Source organism: Elioraea sp. (assembly GCF_022842375.1).
Classification (GTDB): domain Bacteria; phylum Pseudomonadota; class Alphaproteobacteria; order Acetobacterales; family Acetobacteraceae; genus Elioraea_A.
The window spans coordinates 45,265-65,061 of record NZ_JALHPR010000025.1 but is presented as its reverse complement, the minus strand read 5'-3'; the positions used below and the strand labels follow the sequence as shown (position 1 = coordinate 65,061).

The following is a 19,797-nucleotide window of genomic DNA, read 5'->3' as shown; positions in this document are numbered from 1 at the left end:
AGTAGAGGCCCGCCGGCAAGCAAGGCGGACCCTTCCGCCCTGCTGCGGTTGTTGCACACGCCCGCCCTGCCCGGCAGAGTGGCAGCGGCACAGTGGCAGCGGCACAGTGGCATGGCCCGGATCTGGGCCAGCGGCAGCGGAGACGTGGCGTCGGCGCATGGCAGGACCGAGCGAGACGACAGGGCAGGCCTCGCCACGCCGTGGCGTGATAGGCAGGCTTGCCACGGGAAGGCCAGGCTCGCTCGGCCTTGTCGCGGCTGGCGTCTTCGCCATCGCCGTGCTCTGGATCGGGGTGCTTGGCCAGCTTGCCCTCGAGCGCGATGCCCAGCGCGAGGAGGCCGCCCGCCTCGCCGCGACCACGGCCGCGACCCTCGATGCGCAGGCGCGGCGCATCTTCACCCTCGTGCACGCCCAGCTCCTCGCGGCCCGTGACAGGGCCCAGCGCGACGCGCTCGGCGATCCGCGCGCCATTCCCGCCGCTGCCGTGTTCGAGCGTGTCCGCCCCGTGGATGACGCGGTGGCCCAGGTCGTCGTCGTTGGCGCGGACGGCTTCATCGTCGACAGCGCGCCGGTCGCCCCGGCCAGCCTGGTGCTTGCCGGCGACCGTGACTTCTTCCTTGCCATTGCCGCCGCCGAGGGCGGCAGGCCCTTCGTCAGCAGGCCGTACATGGGCCGCGTCAGCGGCAGGATGACGATTGCGGTGCCGACGCGGCTGTCGCGCCCCGATGGCAGCTTCGCCGGTGTGATCGCCGCCGCCCTCGACCCGGCCGACCTTGTCCGCCCCATCGTCGACGCCGAGCGGGAGAGCGGCATCGTCGTGGCGCTGGTCGGCAGCGACGGGGTGGTGCGTGCGTCCTCCGGCCCGCTGCTGGGCGACGTCGGGCGCGACATCGGCGCCTCGGCGCTGTTCTATGACATGCGCGCCGCCCCCCGCGGCACGCTTGCCATCGCCTCGCCAGCCGTCCCCGGGGCGCGGCTGCATGTTGCCTTCCGCCACGTCCCGGAGGTGCCGCTGATCGCGGTCGTCGCCATCCCGGAGACGGTGATCGCGTCGGGCATCCGCGCGCGGTCCTTCTCCACCCTTTCCGCTGCCGCCGCCATCACGCTCGGCCTCGTCGCACTTGTCGGCGCATTGCTGCTCGAGGTCGCACGCCGCGGGCGGCGCGAGGGCGAGCTTGCGCGGGAACGCGTGGTGCTCGAGGAGGCGAACCGCGAGATGGCGCGCGCCAAGCGCCAGGCGGATGAGAAATCCGCGCTGCTCGAGACCACGCTTGCCAACCTGTCCGATGGCGTCACGGTGTTCGATGCCAACTACCGGCTCGTGACATGGAACGACAGGCTCGAGGAGGTGATCGGGCTTCCAGGCACGCTGCTGTTCGAAGGCGCGACGTACGAGAGCATCATCCGCGCCCAGGCCGAGGGCGGCGAGTTCGGCTCCGACGACATCGAGACTGAGGTGCGTCGCCGCCTCGACGTGGTCCGCGCCGGCAGCTTCGGGGTCTATGAGCGAACCCGCCCCGACGGGCGGGTGATCGAGATCACGCGCACGGGGTTGCCGGGCGGCGGGTTCGTCACCGCCTACACCGACATCACGCCGCGCCGCCGCGGCGAGGAGGAGATGCGCCGCGCCCGCGAGATCGCGGAAGCCGCCTCCGCCGCCAAGTCGAGCTTCGTCGCGGTGGTGAGCCACGAGATCCGCACGCCGATGAACGCGGTGATCGGTACGCTCGGGCTGTTGACCGACACCGCCCTCGACACGGAGCAGCGCCGCTATGTCGAGACCGCGCGCGACAGCGCCGAGCACCTGCTCGCCATCATCAACGACATCCTCGACCTGTCGAAGATCGAGGCGGGCAGACTTGTGCTCGAACCGTCTGATTTCGCGCTGGGGCCGCTGCTTGCCGGCTCGGTCGAGCTGTTCCGCCCGGCCGCCCGCGAGCGCGACCTCGAGATCGCGGTCGAGGTCGGCGCCGATGTGCCGGCGGCGCTGCGCGGCGATGCCGGGCGCATCCGGCAAATCCTGCTGAACCTCATCTCCAACGCGGTGAAGTTCAGCCAGCGCGGGCAGATCGTCGTCGCCGTCGCCGCGGCGGATGCGGCAGCACCCGAGGCGCGCATGCGGCGGCTTCGCTTCTCGGTGGCCGATCGCGGCCCCGGCGTTCCGCTCGAACAGCGGCCGCTGCTGTTCCAGCCGTTCTCGCAGCTCGAGGGGCCGGATGCGCGGCGCACCGGCGGCACGGGGCTCGGGCTTGCGATCTGCCGCCGTCTCGTCGAACTGCTCGGCGGCACCGTCGGGATCGACCAGCGCTCCGGCGGCGGCAGCGTCTTCTGGTTCGTCCTCGACCTGCCGGAGGCGGAGCGCGCGCCCGAGCCGCAGCCGGAACTGGCCCCCCTCACGCCGCCCAGGCGCGCCCGCGTGCTGCTGGCGGAGGACAGCCCCGCGAACCAGCTCGTGGCCGCGACATTGCTACGCAAGGACGGCCACCACGTCGATGTCGCGGGCAACGGCATCGAGGCGGTGGAGGCAACGCGCACGCGGCCCTACGACCTCATCTTCATGGACATGTACATGCCCGAGATGGACGGTCTTGCCGCGACGCGCGAGATCCGCGCCCTCCCGGGCCCCGCCGGCCGCGTGCCGATCGTTGCGCTGACCGCCAACGTGATGGCCGGCGACCGCGAGCGCTTCCTCGCCTCCGGGATGAACGGGGTTCTCGCCAAGCCGGTGACGGGACGAATGCTGGCCGAGGCGTTGGCCCGCCACCTGCCGCCGCTGAGCGCCGAGGCGCAGGCGAGCGACCCCATTCGCAGCGGCATCGACGAGGATCATTTCGCCCGGCTTCGCCGCGGCCTGTCGCCCGACACGCTGGTGATGCTGATCGGTGCCTGCGTCGATGAGGTGCGGCAGCGGTCGCGCTCCCTCGAGGGGGCCGCCGCTGCGGCCGACCTGCCGACGCTGCAGCGCGAGGCGCACGCGTTGCGCGGCGGTGCAGCGAACTATGGCCTGCGCGAGCTTGCCGAGCGCGCCGTCGCGATCGAGCATGCCGCGCGCGACGGCCATGGCGACGAAGCCGTGTCGCTGGTCCGCGACCTCGGTGACGTGGTCGATCGCGCGCTCACCGCGCTCAAGGCGCAGAGCCCGGCGAAGGCGGGATGAGCAGGGCGGAGGGAGCAACGCACGCGGCCGCCCAGGCGCTTGCCGTCAGCCTGGACCGCGCAAGCTACGCGGGCTATGTCGCGGGCTTCACCGCCGCGCGCGATGCGGCAGCGAAACTGGCCCGCAGGGACGGCGACGATGCGCTGGGGAAGGCCATCGCGGCACTTGCGCCGTTGCCGGATCGCCGCCGCAACGAGCCTGGGATCGGCTGAGGGGCAGGAATGAGCATGCCGGGTGAGGGCGGGCCCATCCTCTGCCCCTTCTGCGAGGAGCCGACGCTGCCGAACCGTCTTGTCGACGGAACGATCGTCTGCTCATGCGCCGCCGAGCGGGTGCTCGACGGCGCAGGCAGTGCCAGTGGCAGTGGCAGTGATCAGAGATCCGTGCCCCAGGGGGCCGGGTACCAGCCGAAGCCCTCGCCCTCGGCCGCGACATGGCCGATTCCAGGGAAGGCGAAGTGATAGGCGATCAGCGGCATCCGCTCCTGCGCGAGTTGGCGGAGGATCCGCAGGCGCGACTGGGCTGACACCTTCGGGTCGGTGTCGAAGGCGAACTCGATCTGCGGCCGCCGCAGCATGATCACGCTGTGGTGCGCGAGATCGCCGATGAACATCGCCCGGCTGTTGCCGGACTGGATGGCATAGACCGTGTGCCCGACGGTGTGGCCGGGTGCGGCCACCGCGACGACGCCCGGTACGACTTCCTTGCCGTCCTCGACGAAGGTGATGCGGTCACGCACGGGGGCGAGGTTGCGCCGCGCGCCGCGGGCAAACTCACCGATCCAGCCCTGCGCGCCCTGGCGTTCGTCGCCGGCCCAGTAGTCGAAATCGGCCTTCGACAGGAACACCTGCGCATTGGGGAAGTTCGGCTTGCCATCGGCGCCGATGATGCCCCAGCAGTGGTCGATATGCGCATGGCTGATGACCAGCGCGTCGATCTGCTCCGGCTGGACGCCGGCGGCGCGGAGGTTGGACAGCAGGAGGCCGGTGCCGAGGCCGAACGGGCGGGTGACGCCGACGCCGTTGTCGAACAGCACGAGTTGCCTCCCGGTGTTCACGAGCAGGCAGTTCTGGTCGAGCGTCAGCGTATTCGTCGGCAGGAAGTTGCTGCGGAGCAGGGTGGTGAGGTCATCCTTCGGGTGCTGGGGAAAGCCGACCGAGGGTTCGCCGAGGGCAAGCGGGCCATCCTGGAGCACCGTCGCCTCGAAGGCGCCGATCTTGAAGCGGTACCAGTCGGGCTGGCGGATGCCGGTGATCGGGGCGGCGGCCTCTGCCGTGCGGCTGATGAGCGGCAGCGTCGCCGCGGCGCCCAGCACGCCGAACGCGGCGCGGCGGCCGAGCCTTTGGTCGATGTGATGATCCATTGTTTCCTCACTGGTCTTGTTGCTTCGTCAGCGCTTGCCCGGACGCGCCGCGCGAGCACGGTAGCATGCGCTGAGAACGGTGCATCCCTGAGATGCATCTGCCATCGACACGACTGCGCGCGCTGGAAGCGCGTCCATCCGGGCGGCAGATGCCGATTCCTGCGCCACTCCGTGGGGCGAGTGCCAGGCGCAGACGCCCGTCGCCGAATGAGGGTGGGGTTGGCACGAAGGCTGCATCCCGGGTGCCCGGCACCCTCGCGCCGCTTCGCGGGGGGCCAGAAACCGGGAGATGCCTCATGACCGTCGGCCGCCGCACCGCCCTTCTCACCCTCGCCGCCACCCCCGCCGTGCTCGCCGCCCCCGCGGTGCGCGCGCAGGGCACCACGCGACTTCGCATCGCCGGCAATTTCGCGGTGGAGCATTCCTCCTCCGTCGCGATCGAGGGGTTCAAGGCCGACATCGCGCGCCTCTCCGGCGGACGCATGGCGGTCGATACCTTCCCCGCGATGCAGCTCGGCGGCGCGCAGGAGAATGTCAGCCAGGTGCGTGCCGGCACGCTGCTGATGACGTGGGTCGGCATGGCCTTCCTCAGCCGCACCGTGCCCGAGCTCGAGGCGATCAGCCTGCCCTTCCAGTTCTCGACGCGCGAGGCGGCGTTCAAGGTGGTCGACGGCCCGGTGGGCGATCTGCTCGACGGGCGCATGGCCGACAAGGGGTTCATCTCGCTCGGCTACATGGAACTCGGCTTCCGCCACGTGACGACGGGGCAGAAGCCGGTCAAGACGGTCGATGACCTGCGCGGCCTCAAGATCCGGCTGCAGCCGAACGAGACCCATCTCGCCACCTTCCGCGCGATCGGCGCCAACCCGGTGGCGATGGATGTGCGCGAGCTCTACTCCGCGATGCAGCAGCGCGTGGTCGACGGGCAGGAGAACCCACACTCGATCATCTTCGCGAGCCGCTTCTTCGAGGTGCAGAAGCACCTGACGAACACCGGCCATTTCTACGACTTCATCTCGATCGTGGCGAACCGCCGTGCCTTCGGCGCGCTCTCGGCCGAGCAGCAGCAGATCATCCGCACCGCGATGGACGCTGCCATCAAGGCGCAGCGTGAGAACGCGGCGAAGTCGGATACGGATGCGCTCGCCGGACTGCTTGCCCGCGGCATGCAGCATGACATCCTTCCGCCGGCCGAGCTCGCCAGGATGCGCCAGATGACGGCTGGCGTGGTCGACGGCATCAAGGGCCGCGTCGGCGCCGATCTGGTCGACCGCGTGCAGGCGGAGGTGGCGCGCGCCGGAGCCTGATGTCCTCGCCTGATCGGGCGCCGTCGCGACGTTGAGATGCACGTGGTCGATACCGTCCTCGGTGCGATCGACCGGATGATCCGCGCCTTCCTCGTCGCCGTCGTCGGCGCGATGGTGGTGGTGGTGTTCTCGCAGGTCGTCGCGCGCTACGGGCTCAACAGCTCGCTCGGCTGGGCCGACGAGATCTCGCGGCTCGCCTTCGTCACCATGGTGTTCCTCGGCATCGCGGTCGCGGTGCGGGCGCGCGCGCATATTGGCATCACCCTTGTCGCCGATGCGCTGCCCGCGCTGCCGCGCGCGGCCCTGGGGCGGGCAGTGATGCTGGGCTGCGCCGCGCTCTCGGCGCTGGTGTCCTACGAGGCCGTGATGATCACGCTCGAGCAGTGGGACGAGCGGATGATCTCGGTCGAGCTCTCGGCGGCGTGGTTCCTCGTGCCGGTGATCGGCGGCATGGCCGTGTCGGCGGCGAACTTCCTCGCCACGGCGCTCGGGCTTTCGCAGGCGCCGGCCGACCAGCATGGGGGCGTCGAGCGCCTGTGAGCGTCCTCATCATGCTCGTGTTCTTCGGCGCGGCGCTGTGCGGCATGCCGCTCGCCTTCGCGCTCGGCCTCGGCGCCGTGGCGGGCGTGCTCGAAAGCGGCTTTCCGCTGAACATGCTGCCCACGCGCATGATGAACGCGGTGAACGCCTTCCCGCTGATGTCGATCCCGTTCTTCATCCTGGCAGGCGAGCTGATGCTGAAGGCCGGCATCATGGAACGGCTGATCGACCTCGCGAATGCAGCGATCGGCCGTGTGCGCGGCGGGCTCGCGCATGTCACGGTGCTCGCGGGCATGGGGCTGTCCACCGTGTCGGGCGCGGCGGTGGCCGATGCCTCCGCTCTCGGCTCGACGATGCTGCGGCCCTTGCAGAAACATTACGGGACGGGTTTCTCCGCCGCCGTGATCGCGGCGTCCGCCAATCTCGGGCCGATCATCCCGCCGTCCGGGGCGATGATCGTCTACGCCTTCATGGCGGGCTCGACCGTGTCGATCGGCGGGCTGTTCCTCGCCGGCGTCGTGCCGGGTCTGATGCTCGTGGCACTGATGATGGCGCTCTGCTCAATCATCGCGAAATTGCGCGGCCTGCCGATGACGGGGGAAGCGTTCAGCGCTCGCCGCGTGCTGGTGGAACTCCGCCGATCGTTCATCGTGCTGATGATGCCGGTGGTGGTGATCGGCGGCATCATCGGCGGTGCCTTCACCGCCACCGAAGGCTCCGCCGTAGCGGTGGTCTACGCACTCGTCATCGGCTTCTTCATCACGCGTCGCCTGAAGGTTTCGGACCTTCCCGAGGCGATTGGTGCGACGGTCGTCACCACCGCCGTCGTCGGCGCCATGATCGCCTTCGCCTCGGCCGTGACCTACATGCTCACGATCGACCTGTTCCCGATGAAGCTGGCGGCCTGGCTGAAGGGCATCACCACCGATCCGCTGGTGTTCATGCTGCTGGTGCAGGTGGTGCTGTTCGTGGTCGGCTGCTTCCTCGAGAGCAACGCCGCCTACATCATGCTCGTGCCGCTGCTGCACCCGATCGCGGTGGCGTACGGGATCGACCCGCTGCATTTCGGCTTCCTGTTCGTGCTGAACCTCGTCATCGGCATGCTCACCCCGCCGGTGGGCGTCGTGCTGTTCGTGGTGTGCGGCATCGCGCGCATCTCGGTGGGCGAGATCGCGCGGCATGTCTGGCCATTCGTGCTGGTGATGTACGCGCTGCTGCTGCTCTGCCTGTTCGTGCCGGAGATCGTTCTGTCGTTGCCGCGCGCGGCCGGGTTCTGAGGGGGCAAGCATGGCTGACGCGATGGGATTCACGCACGCGCTCGGCGTGATCACGCCATCCGCCAATGTGGTGGTGGAGCGTGTGACGGCAGCGCTGATGGCAGGGGCGTCGGCGGTCTCGACCCACTACGCGCGCATCGGCGTGCGCGGCGCGGTCGACCCGTTCCCCGACAGCTACGACATGGAGGGAATGCTCAGCGCCGCCCGCCTGCTGGCCGACGCGAAGCCCGACGTGATCCTGTGGAACGGCTCGAAGGGCGGCGTGATCGGCATCGACCATGATCGCGCGCTGGTCGCCGCCATCACCGAGGCGACGGGCATTCCCGCCACCACCTCGACGCTCGCGCTCGATGCGGTGTTCCGCGCGACCGGCGTGGCGCGCCTCGGCCTCGTCACGCCGTATGCCGAGGGCTACCAGCAGCGCCTGATCGCGCGTTTTTCCACATGGGGGCTCGAGACGGTGGCCGAAAGCCATCTCGGGCTGACCGACAACCTCTCCTACGCCTCCGCCCCGCTCGCGACGATTGCAGCCCAGGTCGACGTGGTGGCGGCGGCGAAGCCCGACGCGATCATCACCTGGTGCACCAACTACGCCGCCGCCCTCGTCGTTGCCGAAGCGGAACGGCGCCACGGCATCCCTGTCTACGATGCGACCACGCTGCCGCTCTGGTCGGCGCTGCGCATGGCGGGGTTCGACACCGCACCGCTGGCCCCGCGCTGGGGCACCCTGTTCGCGCGTAGCCTGTCCTGAATGAAGAAGGCCCGGGGATCGCTCCCCGGGCCCTCGCGTCAGCCAGTCGCGGGTCGGCTCACATCTCGCGATAGGTGCCGTTGCGCCACACGTAGAACACGTAGTCGGGCACCGTCACGTCGCCCTTGCCGTCGAAGGTGATTGGCCCGAGCACGCTCTGCCACGGTCCGCCCGACTTCAGCGTGGCGGCCACGCGCTGCGGATTGGTCGCGCCGGTCTTCCTCACCGCATCGGCCCAGATCTGGATCGCGGCGTAGGTGTAGAGAACGTAGCCCTCGGGATCGATGTTCTTTGCTCGGAACTTCGCCACCACCTCGGCCGCCGTCGGGCGGTTGCGCGGGTCGGAGGCGAAGGTCATCAGCGTGCCTTCGCCGGCGCCGCCGGTGATCTGCCAGTACTCGTTCGTCACGAGCGCGTCGGCGCCGATGGCGACCGCGTTGACCGCCTGCTCGCGCATCTGGCGAACGATCAACCCTGCCTCGGTGTGGTAGCCGCCGAAATAGACGACCTGGATGTTGGCCTGCTTCAGCCGGCTGACGAGGGCGGAGTAGTCACGCTCGCCCGCGACATAGGCCTGGTACATCGTCTCCTGCAGGCCCGAGGCGTTCATGTTCTTCTTGACCTCGTCCGCCAGGCCTTTGCCGTAGGCGGAGTTGTCGTGAAGGATCGCGACGCGCTGGCCGGGGAATGACTTGGCGATGAACTGGCCGGCAATCAGGCCCTGCTGGTCGTCACGGCCGCAGACGCGGAACGTGTTCCAGCCGCCCTCGTCGGTGAAGCGCGGGTTGGTGCTGGCCGGGCTGATCTGCAGCACGCCTTCCTCGGCGTACACCTTCGAGGCGGGGATCGAGCTGCCCGAGCAGAAATGCCCGGCGACGAACTGCACGCGGCGGCTGGCGAGGCTGTTGGCCACCGACACGGCCTGGCGCGGGTCGCAGGCATCGTCGCCGATCTCGAGCACGAGCTGCTGGCCGAGCACGCCGCCGGCTGCATTGATGTCAGCGACGGCCTGCTCGGCACCGGCGCGCATCTGCGCACCGAAGGCGGCGTACTGGCCGGTCATCGGGCCTGCGGTGGCGATGCGGATCTGTGCCTGGGCGAGGCCGCTGCCGGCGACGAGCGCACCTGCGGCTGCTGCCGCGACGAGCGTTCTGCGGAACATTGTCGTCTCCCTCCGTGGTGTCGGCCGCGTGCGGGCGACCTGGTGCGAATGCTAGTGAATGCCGCGGCGCATGGGAAATGGGAAAGCGCTGCGGCCCCTTCATGCCGTCTCCCCTCAGGCCCTCCCGCCCTCGAGATAGGCCGCCCGCACCTCCGGCCGCGCCAGGAGCTCTGCCCCCGTGCCGCTCATGGTGATCGAGCCGTTGACAAGCACGTAGCCGCGATGGGCGAGACGGAGCGCATGGAACGCGTTCTGCTCAACCAGCAGGACGGTCAGCCCCGTCGTGCGGTTGAGGTCGCGGATCGCGGAAAAGATCTGCCGCACCACCATCGGTGCAAGGCCGAGGGAAGGCTCATCGAGCAGCAGAAGCCGCGGCCGGCTCATCAACGCCCGCGCGATGGCGAGCATCTGCTGCTCGCCGCCCGAGAGCGTTCCGCCGCGCTGGGTGAGCCGCTCCTTCAGGCGCGGGAACAGCGCGGTGACCTTCTCGAGGTCCTCCTCGAAATGCGCGCCGGCCAGCACCTCCGCCCCCATGCGCAGGTTCTCGAGCACCGTCATCCGCGGGAAGATCCGCCGCCCCTCGGGCGACTGGGCGATGCCGCGGCGCATGATCAGGTGCGTCGGCGCGCCGGCGATGTCCTCGCCGTCATAGACGATGCTGCCCGCCCGCGGCGCGGGGCTGCCGCAGATCGTCATCATCAGGGTCGACTTGCCGGCCCCGTTCGCGCCGATGAGTGTGACGATCTCGCCCGGCATCACTTCGAGGGCGACGTCGCGCAGCGCGACGATGCTGCCATAGGCGGTGGTCACGCCCGCGACGGAGAGCAGCGGCCCACTGGTTGCCGATGCCGTCACTGCTGGTGCAGCGCCGCGTCGACCGCGAGCGCCTCCTCCTCCTCGACGCCGAGATAGGCGGCGATCACCTTCGGGTCCTCGCGGATCTCGGCGGGTGCGCCATCGGCGATCTTCCGGCCGTAGTCGAGCACGACGATATGGTCGCTGATCGCCATCACCACCGACATGTCATGCTCGATCAGCAGCACCGAGCAGCCCTGCCCGTCGGCCCCATCGTCGCGGATGAAGCGGAGCAGGTCGTTCAGCTCCTCGCTCTCGCGCGGGTTCAGGCCGGCGGCGGGCTCGTCGAGGCAGAGGAGCTGGGGTTCGGTACACATCGCGCGCGCGATCTCGAGGCGCCGCTGCGCGCCATAGGGAAGGGCGGCTGCGGCGTCGTCGGCGCGGGCGGTCAGCCCGGTCCGATCGAGCCAGAATTTCGCACGCTCGATGGCTGCCGCCTCGCGCTTCACGAAGGGGCCGAAGCCGAGCAGGGCGAGCGGAAGCCGCGCACCTTCGCGCATCAGCCTGTTGTGCTGCGCGACCATCAGGTTCTCGAGCACCGTCATCCCGCCGAACAGGCGGATGTTCTGGAAGGTGCGGGCGACGCGCGCATCACGCGCGATGCGGTGCTGCGCCAGCCGCTCGACCTGGTAGCGGGAGCCGTCGGCGTGGGTGACGGCGATGCTGCCGCCGGTGGGCCGGTAGAAGCCGGTGAGGCAGTTGAAAACCGTGGTCTTGCCCGCGCCGTTCGGGCCGATGATGGCGGTGATCTCGCCGCGCGCGGCGGTGAAGGCGAGGCTGTCGACGGCGACGAGGCCGCCGAAGCGCATTGTCAGCCCATCGACGGCGAGGATGGGCGCTCCGTTCGCCCCCGGGTTTGCTACCGCGCTCACCCCTTGCCCTCTGCCACGTGCTCCGACCCGATGGTCCCGCGCTTGCCGAGGCTGACGGACGGTTCGCGGCCCGAGACCAGCCCGCGCGGGCGCCAGACCATGATGGCCACCATCGCCAGCCCGAACACGAGCATGCGGAACTCCTCGAGCCCGCGGAACACCTCGAACCCGCCGATCATCAGCGTGGCGGCGATCGCCACGCCAAGCTGGCTGCCCATGCCGCCGAGCACGACGATGGCGAGGATCAGCGCGCTCTCGATGAAGGTGAAGCTCTCGGGGCTGATGAAGCCCTGCCGCGTGGCGAAGAAGGCGCCAGCGAAGCCGCCGAACATTGCCCCCGTCGCGAATGCCGTGAGCTTCACCGCCACCACCGAAAGCCCCAGCGCGCGCGAGGCGATCTCATCCTCGCGCAACGCTTCCCAGGCACGCCCAACCGGATGGCGGCGCAGGCGGATAGTGACGAAGTTGGTCAGCAGCGCCAGCGCCAGGATCAGGTAGTAGAGGAACGTGACGCGGTGCAGCGCCGAGGGCTCGAGGCCGAAGAACCCGGCGAAGGTTCCCTCGCCGCCCGCCATCGAGAAGGGCAGGCCGAAGAAGGTCGGCCGTGGAACGCCGCTCATCCCGTTCGGCCCGCCCGTCAACGTCGTCCAGTTGAGCAGCACCACGCGGATGATCTCGCCGAAGGCCAGCGTGACGATGGCGAGATAGTCGCCCCTGAGGCGGAGCACGGGGAAGCCGAGGATGATGCCCCAGGTGGCCGCGAACAGGCCCGTGAGCGGCAGGGCCGCCCAGAACGACAGGTCGAAGAACTTCGCCATGATGGCGTAGCCGTAGGCGCCGACGGCGTAGAACGCGACATAGCCGAGGTCGAGCAGCCCGGCGAGGCCGACGACGATGTTCAGCCCCCAGCCCAGCATGACGTAGGTGAGCACCAGCGTGCCGAGGTCGATCTCGTAGCGACCGATGCCGGGGATGACCGGCATCAGCACCGAGAAGGCGAGCAGCCCCGGTGCGACGAGCTTGCCGATGCGCGCCATCGGCGAAGGCCCGATGCGTGGTGGCGCCTCCGCCTCGCGCCGCGCGGCGCTGCGGCGGTTGGCGAACAGCAGGCCGAGCAGGAACCGCCCGACGAACACGGCAGCGACAGTGGCGAGCAGGAGCCCGGGGCGCGGGATCAGCGCGAGCCCACGCCCGCCTGGCACCGTCTGCATGCCAAGCAGCGGCGCGCCGACGCCGAGGGCGACGAGTGCGGCAAGCCCCGCATCCTTCAGCAGCGCGACATACGGGTTCGCGGGTGGCTTCCGGATCGCCTCGGTCACGCGCTCAGACCTTCTCGACGTCGTTGCGGCCGAGCAGGCCGGACGGCATGAACACGAGTGTCAGCACGAGGATCGAGAAGGCCGCGACGTCCTTGTACTGGACCGAGAAATAGGCCGACCAGAACGTCTCGATCAGGCCGATGAGAAGCCCGCCCAGGACAGCTCCGGGCAGGCTGCCGATGCCGCCGAGCACCGCTGCGGTGAAGGCCTTCACGCCTGCGACGAACCCGATGAAGAAGTCGATCACCCCGTAGTAGAGCAGGTACATCATGCCCGCGACGGCAGCGAGTGCGGCGCCGAGGACGAAGGTGAGGCTGATCGTCCGGTCAACGTCGATGCCGAGCAGCTTCGCCATGCGCTGGTCCTGCTCGCAGGCGCGCATCGCCCGGCCCAGCGGCGTGCGCGAGACCACGAGGGTGAACACCGCAAGCACCACCAGCGTGGTGAGGATGATGATGATCTGCATGATCGAGATCGAGACGCTGAAGCTGGCTTCCTGGTGCAGCACGAAGCCGCCGCGCACCACCGGTTCGAGCGGCTTGACGCGCGCGCCCTGGCTCACCTGCACGAAGTTCTGCAGGAAGATGCTCATGCCGATTGCCGAGATCAGCGGCGCGAGCCGGAAGCTGCCGCGCAAGGGGCGGTAGGCGATCCGCTCCACCGCGAAGCCGTAGAGGGCGGTGAAGCACATCGCGATCGCGAGAACGAGCACGAGCGCGATCGGCACCGCGGTGATGCCGCCCGCACCCAGCAGCAGGAACGAGATGAGCGAGACGAAGGCGCCGATCATGAACACGTCGCCATGGGCGAAGTTGATCATGCCGATGATGCCGTAGACCATGGTGTAGCCGAGGGCGATGAGCCCGTAGATCATTCCGAGCGTCAGCCCGTTGACGAGCTGCTGGAGCGCGTAGTCCACGCCCGGTCTCCCCCAGTTGCTGGACCCTTCCGGGTCGCTGGAACCCTCGCGACGCCGCTCGGTCGGACGCCTTCCGATACAATCGAATGGCAGAACCCCGCCCGCTTCGCAACTATGTCGCGATCAGCCCCTCAGTTGAGCAGCGCGCTCACGATCGCGCGCCACTCCGCCTGGAGGTCGCCGGCCGCGACCGGCCGGCCGGCCTGGCGGTACCAGTAGGCGGCGTTGGCGAGGTCATGCTCCTTGCGGTGCAGGTAGGCGTGGACCCAGGCATGGGCGGCATCGTCGCCGGCCTGGGCGACGCTGTGCGCCTGCTCCCAGTTGCCCTTCGCGTCCCACCAGAGGGCGGCAAGCGCGCCACCAACAGGCGGCGCCTCGCCGGCAATGCTCGCGGTGAAAGCGGGGACATCCATCAGTAGACGACGACCGAGCGGATCGACTTGCCCTCGTGCATCAGGTCGAACGCCGTGTTGATCTCCTCGAGCGGCATGGTGTGGGTGATCAGGCTGTCGATGTCGATCTTTCCGTCCATGTACCAATCGACGATCTTCGGTACATCCGTCCGCCCGCGCGCGCCGCCAAAGGCGGTGCCTTTCCACACCCGCCCGGTGACCAGCTGGAACGGGCGTGTGCTGATCTCCTGGCCGGCGGCGGCGACGCCGATGATGATGCTCTCGCCCCAGCCGCGATGGCAGCATTCGAGCGCCTGGCGCATCGTGGTCGTGTTGCCGATGCACTCGAACGAGAAATCCGCCCCACCGCCGGTGAGGTCGATGATGGCCTGCACCACCTTGTCGCGGCCCACCTCGTCGGGGTTGATGAAGTCGGTCATGCCGAACTTCATCGCCTGCTCGCGCCGCGCGGGGTTGAGGTCGACGCCGATGATCCTGTCGGCACCCACCATGCGCGCACCCTGGATCACGTTGAGCCCGATGCCGCCCAGGCCGAACACGACGACGTTCGCACCGGGCCACACCTTGGCTGTCCACAGCACGGCGCCGATGCCCGTCGTCACGCCGCAGCCGATGTAGCAGATCTTGTCGAACGGCGCGTCCTCGCGAACCTTGGCGAGCGCGATCTCGGGCAGTACGGTGAAGTTCGCGAAGGTCGAGCAGCCCATGTAGTGGAACACCGCGTTGCCCTCGCAACGGAAGCGCGACGAGCCATCGGGCATCAGCCCCTTGCCCTGCGTGCCCCTGATCGCCGTGCAAAGGTTCGACCGGCGCGAGAGGCAGGTTTTGCACTGCCGGCACTCGGGCGTGTAGAGCGGGATGACGTGATCGCCGGGCTTCAGCGTCGTCACGCCGGCACCCACCTCGCGCACGATGCCAGCACCCTCATGGCCGAGGATGGCGGGGAACAGCCCCTCGGGGTCGGCGCCCGAGAGCGTGTAGGCATCGGTGTGGCACACGCCGGTGGCCATCACCTCGACCAGCACCTCACCGTCCTGCGGCCCGCCGATCTCGATCGTCTCGATCGTGAGCGGCTTGCCTGCTGCCCAGGCGACGGCGGCGCGTGTCTTCATGTCTCTCTGTCCCCCAGGGTCTGTGTGTGGTGGTCTGTCGTCGTGCGGGGCGGCACGATAGGGTGCGGCAGCGACGACCGCCATGGGGAGGACCACAATGAACCTGCACGCCAAGCTGCGTGCCCGCGAAGCCGCGGGCGCGCCCATCCGTATCGGCCTGATCGGCTGCGGCAAGTTCGCCTCGATGTTCCTCGCCCAGGTGCCCCGCACGCCGGGGATGCATGTCGCCGCCATCGCCGACCTGGCCCCCGCCCGCGCGCGGGCGAACCTCACGCGCATCGGCTGGGCGGCCGGCCAGGCGGATGCCGCGGGCCTCGATGCCGCCATCGCCGCCCGCACGACCTGGCTGACCGAGGACGCGATGGCCATGGTCGCCGACCCGCGGATCGATGTGGTGATCGAGGCGACGGGGCACCCCTCGGCCGGCGTCGCGCATGCCCGTGCCGCGATCGCCGCGGGCAAGCACATCGTGATGGTGAACGTGGAGGCCGATGTCCTCGCCGGCCCCGCACTTGCAGCCGAGGCGGCGAAGGCCGGCGTCGTCTACTCGCTCGCCTATGGCGACCAGCCGGCGCTGGTCTGCGAGATGGTGGATACGCTGCGCGCCTCTGGCTTTCCCATCGTCGCTGCCGGCAAGGGAACGAAGTACCTGCCCGCCTACCACGCCTCGACCCCCGAAACCGTCTGGGGCCACTACGGGATCAGCCCGGAGGCGGCGGCGGCGGGCGGCATGAACCCGCAGATGTTCAACTCCTTCATGGACGGCACCAAGAGCGGCATCGAGATGGCCGCGATCGCCAATGCCACCGGGCTTGCCGCGCCAGAGGATGGGCTGCTGTTCCCGCCCTGCGGCGTCGATGACCTGCCGCTGATCCTCCGCCCCCAGGCAGAGGGGGGCGTGCTGGCGGGCAAGGGGATGGTGGAGGTTGTCTCCTCCATCGAGCGTGACGGGCGCGGGGTGTTCCGTGACCTGCGCTGGGGCGTGTACGCGGTGTTCGAGGGCGACACGGCCTATGTGCGCCGGTGCTTTGCCGAATACGGCGTGCACACCGACCCGTCTGGCCGCTACGGCGCGCTCTATCGCCCCTATCACTTCATCGGGCTCGAACTCGGCATCTCGGTCGCCTCCGCCGCACTCCGGGGCGAGGCGACGGGCGCGCCGGAGGGCTGGCGGGCGGATGTGGTGGCGGTGGCCAAGCGCGCGCTCAAGCCCGGCGAAATGCTGGACGGCGAGGGCGGGGCCACGGTGTGGGGCAAGGTGGTGCCGGCCGCGCGGTCGCTCGCGCTGGGTGGCGTGCCGATCGGGCTCGCCCACGGCGTGGCGCTGACCCGCCCCGTGGCGGCCGGCGCTGTCGTCACCTGGGCCGACGTCCAGGCCAAGGACGATGCCGCGACGGCCTACCGGCGGGCGATGGAGGCGGGGGAGACGCGGCGGGCTGCGTGACGCCGCGCGGCGCAGGCGGGGCATTGCTCTCGATCAACTCCCCGCAAGGCTGAGCGTGCGACACCTTCCGGCAACGCCACTGCCGGGAGGGATGGACCATGCCCATGATGAAGGCCGCGATCTTCGCCGAAAAGGGCCGCATCGTGCTCGACGAGAAGCCGGTCCCCGATGTCGGGCCGCTCGACGCGCTGGTCCGCATCACCACGACGACGATCTGCGGCACCGATGTGCACATCCTGAAGGGCGAGTACCCTGTCGCGAAGGGGCTCACCATCGGGCATGAGCCGGTGGGCGTGATCGAGAAGCTCGGCTCTGCCGTGATGGGGTATCGCGAGGGGCAGCGGGTGATCGCCGGGGCGATCACGCCATCGGGTACCTCCAACGCCTGCCAGTGCGGCCGGTGCTCGCAGGATGGCGCCGGCACGAAGCATGGCTGGAGGCCGATGGGCGGCTGGCGCTTCGGCAACACGATCGACGGCTGCCAGGCCGAGTACGTGCTGGTGCCCGACGCGATGGGCAACCTCGCCCCCGTGCCTGACGGGCTGACCGACGAGCAGGTGCTGATGTGCCCCGACATCATGTCGACCGGCTTCTCGGGGGCGGAGAGCGGCCAGATCCAGATCGGCGATGCGGTCGCGGTGTTCGCGCAAGGCCCGATCGGCCTCTGCGCCACGGCGGGGGCGAAGCTGATGGGAGCGTCCACCATCATCGCGGTCGATCGCCTGCCCGAGCGGCTGGCGATGGCCAGGCGGCTGGGCGCTGACCATGTGGTTGATTTCTCGAAGGAGAACCCGGTCGAGGCGATCATGCGGCTGACGGATGGCCGCGGCGTCGATGTCGCGATCGAGGCGCTGGGCACCCAGGCGACGTTCGAGGCCTGCCTCAGGGTGCTGCGCCCGGGCGGCACGCTGTCGAGCCTCGGCGTCTACTCGTCAGACCTGACCATTCCCGTCGGCGCCTTCGCCGCCGGCCTGGGCGACCATCGGATCGTCACGACGCTCTGCCCTGGCGGGAAGGAGAGGATGCGGCGGCTGATGGGGGTGATCGAGAGCGGTCGCGTCGACCTTGGTGCGATGGTGACGCACCGCTTCAAGCTCGACGACATCGAGGCGGCCTACGACCTCTTCGCCAACCAGCGCGACGGCGTGTTCAAGGTGGCGATCACGCCCTGAGGCGGGAGGGGGGGCTGGTAGGGTGGCTGGGGGACCTGGATTCGAACCAAGGCTGCCCGGTTCAGAGCCGGGAGTTCTACCGCTAAACTATCCCCCATCACGCCAGAGGCGGGGCGGATAGCACAGGCGGCGCAGGGCGGCAACCGCCGCATGCCGGACCCACCCCTCACCACGCTTGCAGGACAGGCAGCAACGGACCGATCATGCACCCTCAACAGAAGGTGCCAAGCAAGCCCGATGCCGCCACACGCGCTGCTCGCGGACCATCAGGGTCCCCCGCTCTATGCGGCGCTGGACCTCGGCACCAACAATTGCCGGCTCCTGGTCGCGGCGCCAACGCAATCGGGCTTCCGCGTGCTCGACAGCTTCTCGCGCATCGTCCGCCTCGGCGAGGGGCTTGCCACCACCGGCGCGCTCTCGCCCGTTGCGATGGACCGTACCGTCGCCGCGCTGGGCATCTGCGCCGACAAGCTCACCCGCCGGCCCGTCCGCCGCCTCCGTGCCGTCGCCACCGAGGCCTGCCGCAGGGCGCTGAACGGGCCCGGCTTCCTCGCCCGCGTGCGGGCCGAGACGGGCCTTGCCTTCGAGGTGATCGGACCGCGCGAGGAGGCGGAACTCGCGGTCGAGAGCTGCGCGCCGCTGCTTGCCGGCCCTGAGCGCCGGGCGCTGCTGTTCGATATCGGCGGCGGCTCGACCGAGCTCGCCTGGCTGCGGATCGCGCCCGATGGCGACATCGCGCTGATCGGCTACGCCTCCGTCCCCCTGGGCGTCGTCACCCTGGCCGAGCGCTGGGGACCCGCGGCGTTCACGGCCGAGGGGTTCACGGCGATGACGATGGAGGCGATGGCCGCCCTCCTGCCGTTCGATGCCGTGCACTGCATCGGCTCCGAGGTGGCGCGGGGGGATGTGCGGCTCGTCGGCACGTCGGGCACCGTGACCACGCTGGCCGGCGTGTCGCTCGGGCTCGAGCGCTACAGCCGCGCGATGATCGATGGCCAGGTGCTCGAGGCCGGCACGGCCGACGCGGCGCTCGCCTGCGTCCGTGCCATGGGGCGCGAGGGGCTGGCCGAGCATCCCTGCATCGGGCCGCAGCGGGTCGATTTCGTGCTGCCGGGCTGTGCGGTGTTCGCCGCGATCCGCCGACTGTGGCCGACGGGGGCCATCGTCGTCGCCGATCGTGGGCTGCGCGAGGGCATGCTCCTGCGGATGATGCGGTCCGACAGGGAGGAGCGCCGGCGCCGCCCGCGCCCGGCCCGTCCCTATGGCTACCGCGATGCCCCCCACCCGAGCGGGGCCTGAGGCGCATGGCACGGAAAGGTGGCGGATCGCCCGGGTCCAGCGCTGGGTCGCCAGGCAAGGCATCGCCAGGCAAAGGATCGCCAGGCAAAGGATTGGGGGGCCGGATGCTCAGCGTCACGGTCAAGTCCTCCAGCAAGCGTGACCCAGGCAGCACACGCTGGCTGCAGCGGCAGTTGAACGACCCCTACGTGCAGGCCGCCAAGGCGCAGGGGTTCCGCTCGCGGGCTGCGTTCAAGCTGGTCGAGCTCGATGATCGGTTCCGCCTGCTCAGGCGCGGTGCCCGCGTGCTCGACCTCGGTGCCGCGCCGGGAGGGTGGACGCAGGTCGCCGTCCAGCGTGTCGGGGAGGGGGGCCGGATCGTCGGCGTCGACATCCTGCCGACCGAGCCTGTCTCCGGCGCCACGATGATGCAGGGTGACCTGACCGACCCTGCCGTCGCCGATGCTGCCGTGGCGGCTCTTGGCGGCAAGGCTGAGCTCGTGCTGTCCGACATGGCGCCGAACACGGTCGGCCATGCGGCGACCGACCATATCCGCATCATGGCGCTGGCCGAGATCGCGGCCGATGTCGCGCTCTCGGTGCTGGCCCCTGGCGGGGCCTTCGTGTGCAAGGTGCTCCAGGGTGGGACGGAGCGCGATATGCTGGCCATGCTCAAGCGCCATTTCGCCCAGGTGCGCCACGCCAAGCCGCCAGCCAGCCGCAAGGACAGCGCCGAGACCTATGTCGTGGCCCAGGGCTTCCGCCCCACCCAGGATCAGGCCCCGCAGGGGTGACCTTAAGGTGACGCCGGGCTTCTCCGCTTGCGGCGGAGGCGGTCGCGGGTTACGAGACGCCG

The 19,797-nt window shown here is 69.9% G+C and carries 18 protein-coding genes and 1 tRNA gene; 10 read left to right on the top strand and 9 right to left on the bottom strand.

From position 1 onward, the window contains the following. The first annotated feature begins 157 nt into the window (after positions 1-157). Positions 158-3,157: a PAS-domain containing protein gene (locus tag Q0C38_RS18110; protein WP_291298524.1), complete on the top strand. Its 3,000-nt coding sequence runs from the start codon at positions 158-160 to the stop codon at positions 3,155-3,157. After that, positions 3,154-3,369, top strand: coding sequence for a hypothetical protein (locus Q0C38_RS18105; RefSeq protein WP_291298523.1), 216 nt, complete (start codon positions 3,154-3,156; stop codon positions 3,367-3,369). Before Q0C38_RS18110 ends, Q0C38_RS18105 begins: the two co-directional genes overlap by 4 nt. 161 nt (positions 3,370-3,530) lie before the next feature. Here the strand turns inward: Q0C38_RS18105 and Q0C38_RS18100 are convergent, their stop codons facing one another. Beyond that, positions 3,531-4,520, bottom strand: a complete 990-nt coding sequence (locus tag Q0C38_RS18100) for an MBL fold metallo-hydrolase (protein ID WP_291298522.1) — start codon at positions 4,518-4,520, stop codon at positions 3,531-3,533. A 296-nt stretch (positions 4,521-4,816) separates the two neighbouring features. Between Q0C38_RS18100 and Q0C38_RS18095 the strand changes: the two genes are divergently transcribed. From Q0C38_RS18095 to Q0C38_RS18080, 4 genes are read left to right on the top strand one after another with little or no spacing between them, the layout of a single operon-like run. Beyond that, complete coding sequence (locus tag Q0C38_RS18095; RefSeq protein ID WP_291298521.1) at positions 4,817-5,827, top strand: TRAP transporter substrate-binding protein; 1,011 nt, start codon at positions 4,817-4,819, stop codon at positions 5,825-5,827. A 42-nt stretch (positions 5,828-5,869) separates the two neighbouring features. After that, complete coding sequence (locus tag Q0C38_RS18090) at positions 5,870-6,367, top strand: TRAP transporter small permease (RefSeq protein ID WP_291298520.1); 498 nt, start codon at positions 5,870-5,872, stop codon at positions 6,365-6,367. Further along, a complete protein-coding gene (locus Q0C38_RS18085) occupies positions 6,364-7,644 on the top strand; it encodes a TRAP transporter large permease (protein WP_291298519.1) in 1,281 nt (426 codons plus the stop codon). The genes Q0C38_RS18090 and Q0C38_RS18085 overlap by 4 nt, the downstream gene beginning before the upstream one ends. A 10-nt stretch (positions 7,645-7,654) precedes the next feature. Then, the gene (locus Q0C38_RS18080; RefSeq protein ID WP_291298518.1) at positions 7,655-8,395 is read left to right on the top strand and encodes an Asp/Glu/hydantoin racemase; all 741 of its coding nucleotides are present in this window, start codon (positions 7,655-7,657) and stop codon (positions 8,393-8,395) included. Between the two features lie 58 nt (positions 8,396-8,453). Here the strand turns inward: Q0C38_RS18080 and Q0C38_RS18075 are convergent, their stop codons facing one another. The 7 genes from Q0C38_RS18075 to Q0C38_RS18045 form a co-directional block, all read right to left on the bottom strand. Beyond that, a complete protein-coding gene (locus Q0C38_RS18075; protein WP_291298517.1) occupies positions 8,454-9,557 on the bottom strand; it encodes a branched-chain amino acid ABC transporter substrate-binding protein in 1,104 nt (367 codons plus the stop codon). A gap of 114 nt (positions 9,558-9,671) precedes the next feature. Then, positions 9,672-10,385 carry an ABC transporter ATP-binding protein gene (locus Q0C38_RS18070; protein WP_291298538.1) on the bottom strand — a complete coding sequence of 238 codons (714 nt, stop codon included), beginning with the start codon at positions 10,383-10,385 and terminating at the stop codon, positions 9,672-9,674. A gap of 23 nt (positions 10,386-10,408) precedes the next feature. After that, a complete protein-coding gene (locus tag Q0C38_RS18065) occupies positions 10,409-11,221 on the bottom strand; it encodes an ABC transporter ATP-binding protein (protein ID WP_291298537.1) in 813 nt (270 codons plus the stop codon). A gap of 59 nt (positions 11,222-11,280) precedes the next feature. Beyond that, complete coding sequence (gene livM / locus Q0C38_RS18060; RefSeq protein ID WP_291298516.1) at positions 11,281-12,603, bottom strand: high-affinity branched-chain amino acid ABC transporter permease LivM; 1,323 nt, start codon at positions 12,601-12,603, stop codon at positions 11,281-11,283. Positions 12,604-12,607: 4 nt separating this feature from the next. Continuing rightward, positions 12,608-13,522 (bottom strand): ABC transporter permease subunit, encoded by a 915-nt coding sequence (locus Q0C38_RS18055; RefSeq protein ID WP_291298515.1) that lies wholly within the window; start codon positions 13,520-13,522, stop codon positions 12,608-12,610. A gap of 131 nt (positions 13,523-13,653) precedes the next feature. Beyond that, entirely contained in the window at positions 13,654-13,935 is a 282-nt protein-coding gene (locus tag Q0C38_RS18050; RefSeq protein WP_291298514.1) for a hypothetical protein, read from the bottom strand. Continuing rightward, positions 13,935-15,047, bottom strand: a complete 1,113-nt coding sequence (locus Q0C38_RS18045; RefSeq protein ID WP_291298513.1) for an S-(hydroxymethyl)glutathione dehydrogenase/class III alcohol dehydrogenase — start codon at positions 15,045-15,047, stop codon at positions 13,935-13,937. Before Q0C38_RS18045 ends, Q0C38_RS18050 begins: the two co-directional genes overlap by 1 nt. A gap of 97 nt (positions 15,048-15,144) precedes the next feature. Here Q0C38_RS18045 and Q0C38_RS18040 point away from each other — a divergent pair, with 97 nt between their 5' ends. Both Q0C38_RS18040 and Q0C38_RS18035 read left to right on the top strand, forming a co-directional pair. Continuing rightward, the gene (locus Q0C38_RS18040) at positions 15,145-16,491 is read left to right on the top strand and encodes an NAD(P)H-dependent oxidoreductase (protein WP_291298512.1); all 1,347 of its coding nucleotides are present in this window, start codon (positions 15,145-15,147) and stop codon (positions 16,489-16,491) included. A gap of 98 nt (positions 16,492-16,589) precedes the next feature. Then, on the top strand, positions 16,590-17,663 hold the full coding sequence (locus Q0C38_RS18035) for an NAD(P)-dependent alcohol dehydrogenase (RefSeq protein ID WP_291298511.1): 1,074 nt from the start codon (positions 16,590-16,592) through the stop codon (positions 17,661-17,663). Positions 17,664-17,686: 23 nt separating this feature from the next. On the opposite strand, the gene Q0C38_RS18030 is transcribed toward Q0C38_RS18035, so the two are convergent. Next, positions 17,687-17,760, bottom strand: a tRNA-Gln gene (locus tag Q0C38_RS18030). Between the two features lie 140 nt (positions 17,761-17,900). Here Q0C38_RS18030 and Q0C38_RS18025 point away from each other — a divergent pair. Together Q0C38_RS18025 and Q0C38_RS18020 are read left to right on the top strand one after the other, a co-directional pair. Continuing rightward, entirely contained in the window at positions 17,901-18,962 is a 1,062-nt protein-coding gene (locus Q0C38_RS18025; RefSeq protein ID WP_291298510.1) for a Ppx/GppA phosphatase family protein, read from the top strand. A 5-nt stretch (positions 18,963-18,967) separates the two neighbouring features. Then, positions 18,968-19,735 (top strand): RlmE family RNA methyltransferase, encoded by a 768-nt coding sequence (locus tag Q0C38_RS18020; RefSeq protein ID WP_408870046.1) that lies wholly within the window; start codon positions 18,968-18,970, stop codon positions 19,733-19,735. Positions 19,736-19,797: the final 62 nt, after the last annotated feature.

Coding starts and splice junctions, on each gene's coding strand:
- Q0C38_RS18110 (WP_291298524.1), top strand. CDS start 158: ATGGCAGGACCGAGCGAGACGACAGGGCAGGCCTCGCCACGCCGTGGC.
- Q0C38_RS18105 (WP_291298523.1), top strand. CDS start 3,154: ATGAGCAGGGCGGAGGGAGCAACGCACGCGGCCGCCCAGGCGCTTGCC.
- Q0C38_RS18100 (WP_291298522.1), bottom strand. CDS start 4,520: ATGGATCATCACATCGACCAAAGGCTCGGCCGCCGCGCCGCGTTCGGC.
- Q0C38_RS18095 (WP_291298521.1), top strand. CDS start 4,817: ATGACCGTCGGCCGCCGCACCGCCCTTCTCACCCTCGCCGCCACCCCC.
- Q0C38_RS18080 (WP_291298518.1), top strand. CDS start 7,655: ATGGCTGACGCGATGGGATTCACGCACGCGCTCGGCGTGATCACGCCA.
- Q0C38_RS18075 (WP_291298517.1), bottom strand. CDS start 9,557: ATGTTCCGCAGAACGCTCGTCGCGGCAGCAGCCGCAGGTGCGCTCGTC.
- Q0C38_RS18065 (WP_291298537.1), bottom strand. CDS start 11,221: ATGCGCTTCGGCGGCCTCGTCGCCGTCGACAGCCTCGCCTTCACCGCC.
- Q0C38_RS18050 (WP_291298514.1), bottom strand. CDS start 13,935: ATGGATGTCCCCGCTTTCACCGCGAGCATTGCCGGCGAGGCGCCGCCT.
- Q0C38_RS18045 (WP_291298513.1), bottom strand. CDS start 15,047: ATGAAGACACGCGCCGCCGTCGCCTGGGCAGCAGGCAAGCCGCTCACG.
- Q0C38_RS18040 (WP_291298512.1), top strand. CDS start 15,145: ATGAACCTGCACGCCAAGCTGCGTGCCCGCGAAGCCGCGGGCGCGCCC.
- Q0C38_RS18035 (WP_291298511.1), top strand. CDS start 16,590: ATGCCCATGATGAAGGCCGCGATCTTCGCCGAAAAGGGCCGCATCGTG.
- Q0C38_RS18025 (WP_291298510.1), top strand. CDS start 17,901: ATGCCGCCACACGCGCTGCTCGCGGACCATCAGGGTCCCCCGCTCTAT.
- Q0C38_RS18020 (WP_408870046.1), top strand. CDS start 18,968: ATGGCACGGAAAGGTGGCGGATCGCCCGGGTCCAGCGCTGGGTCGCCA.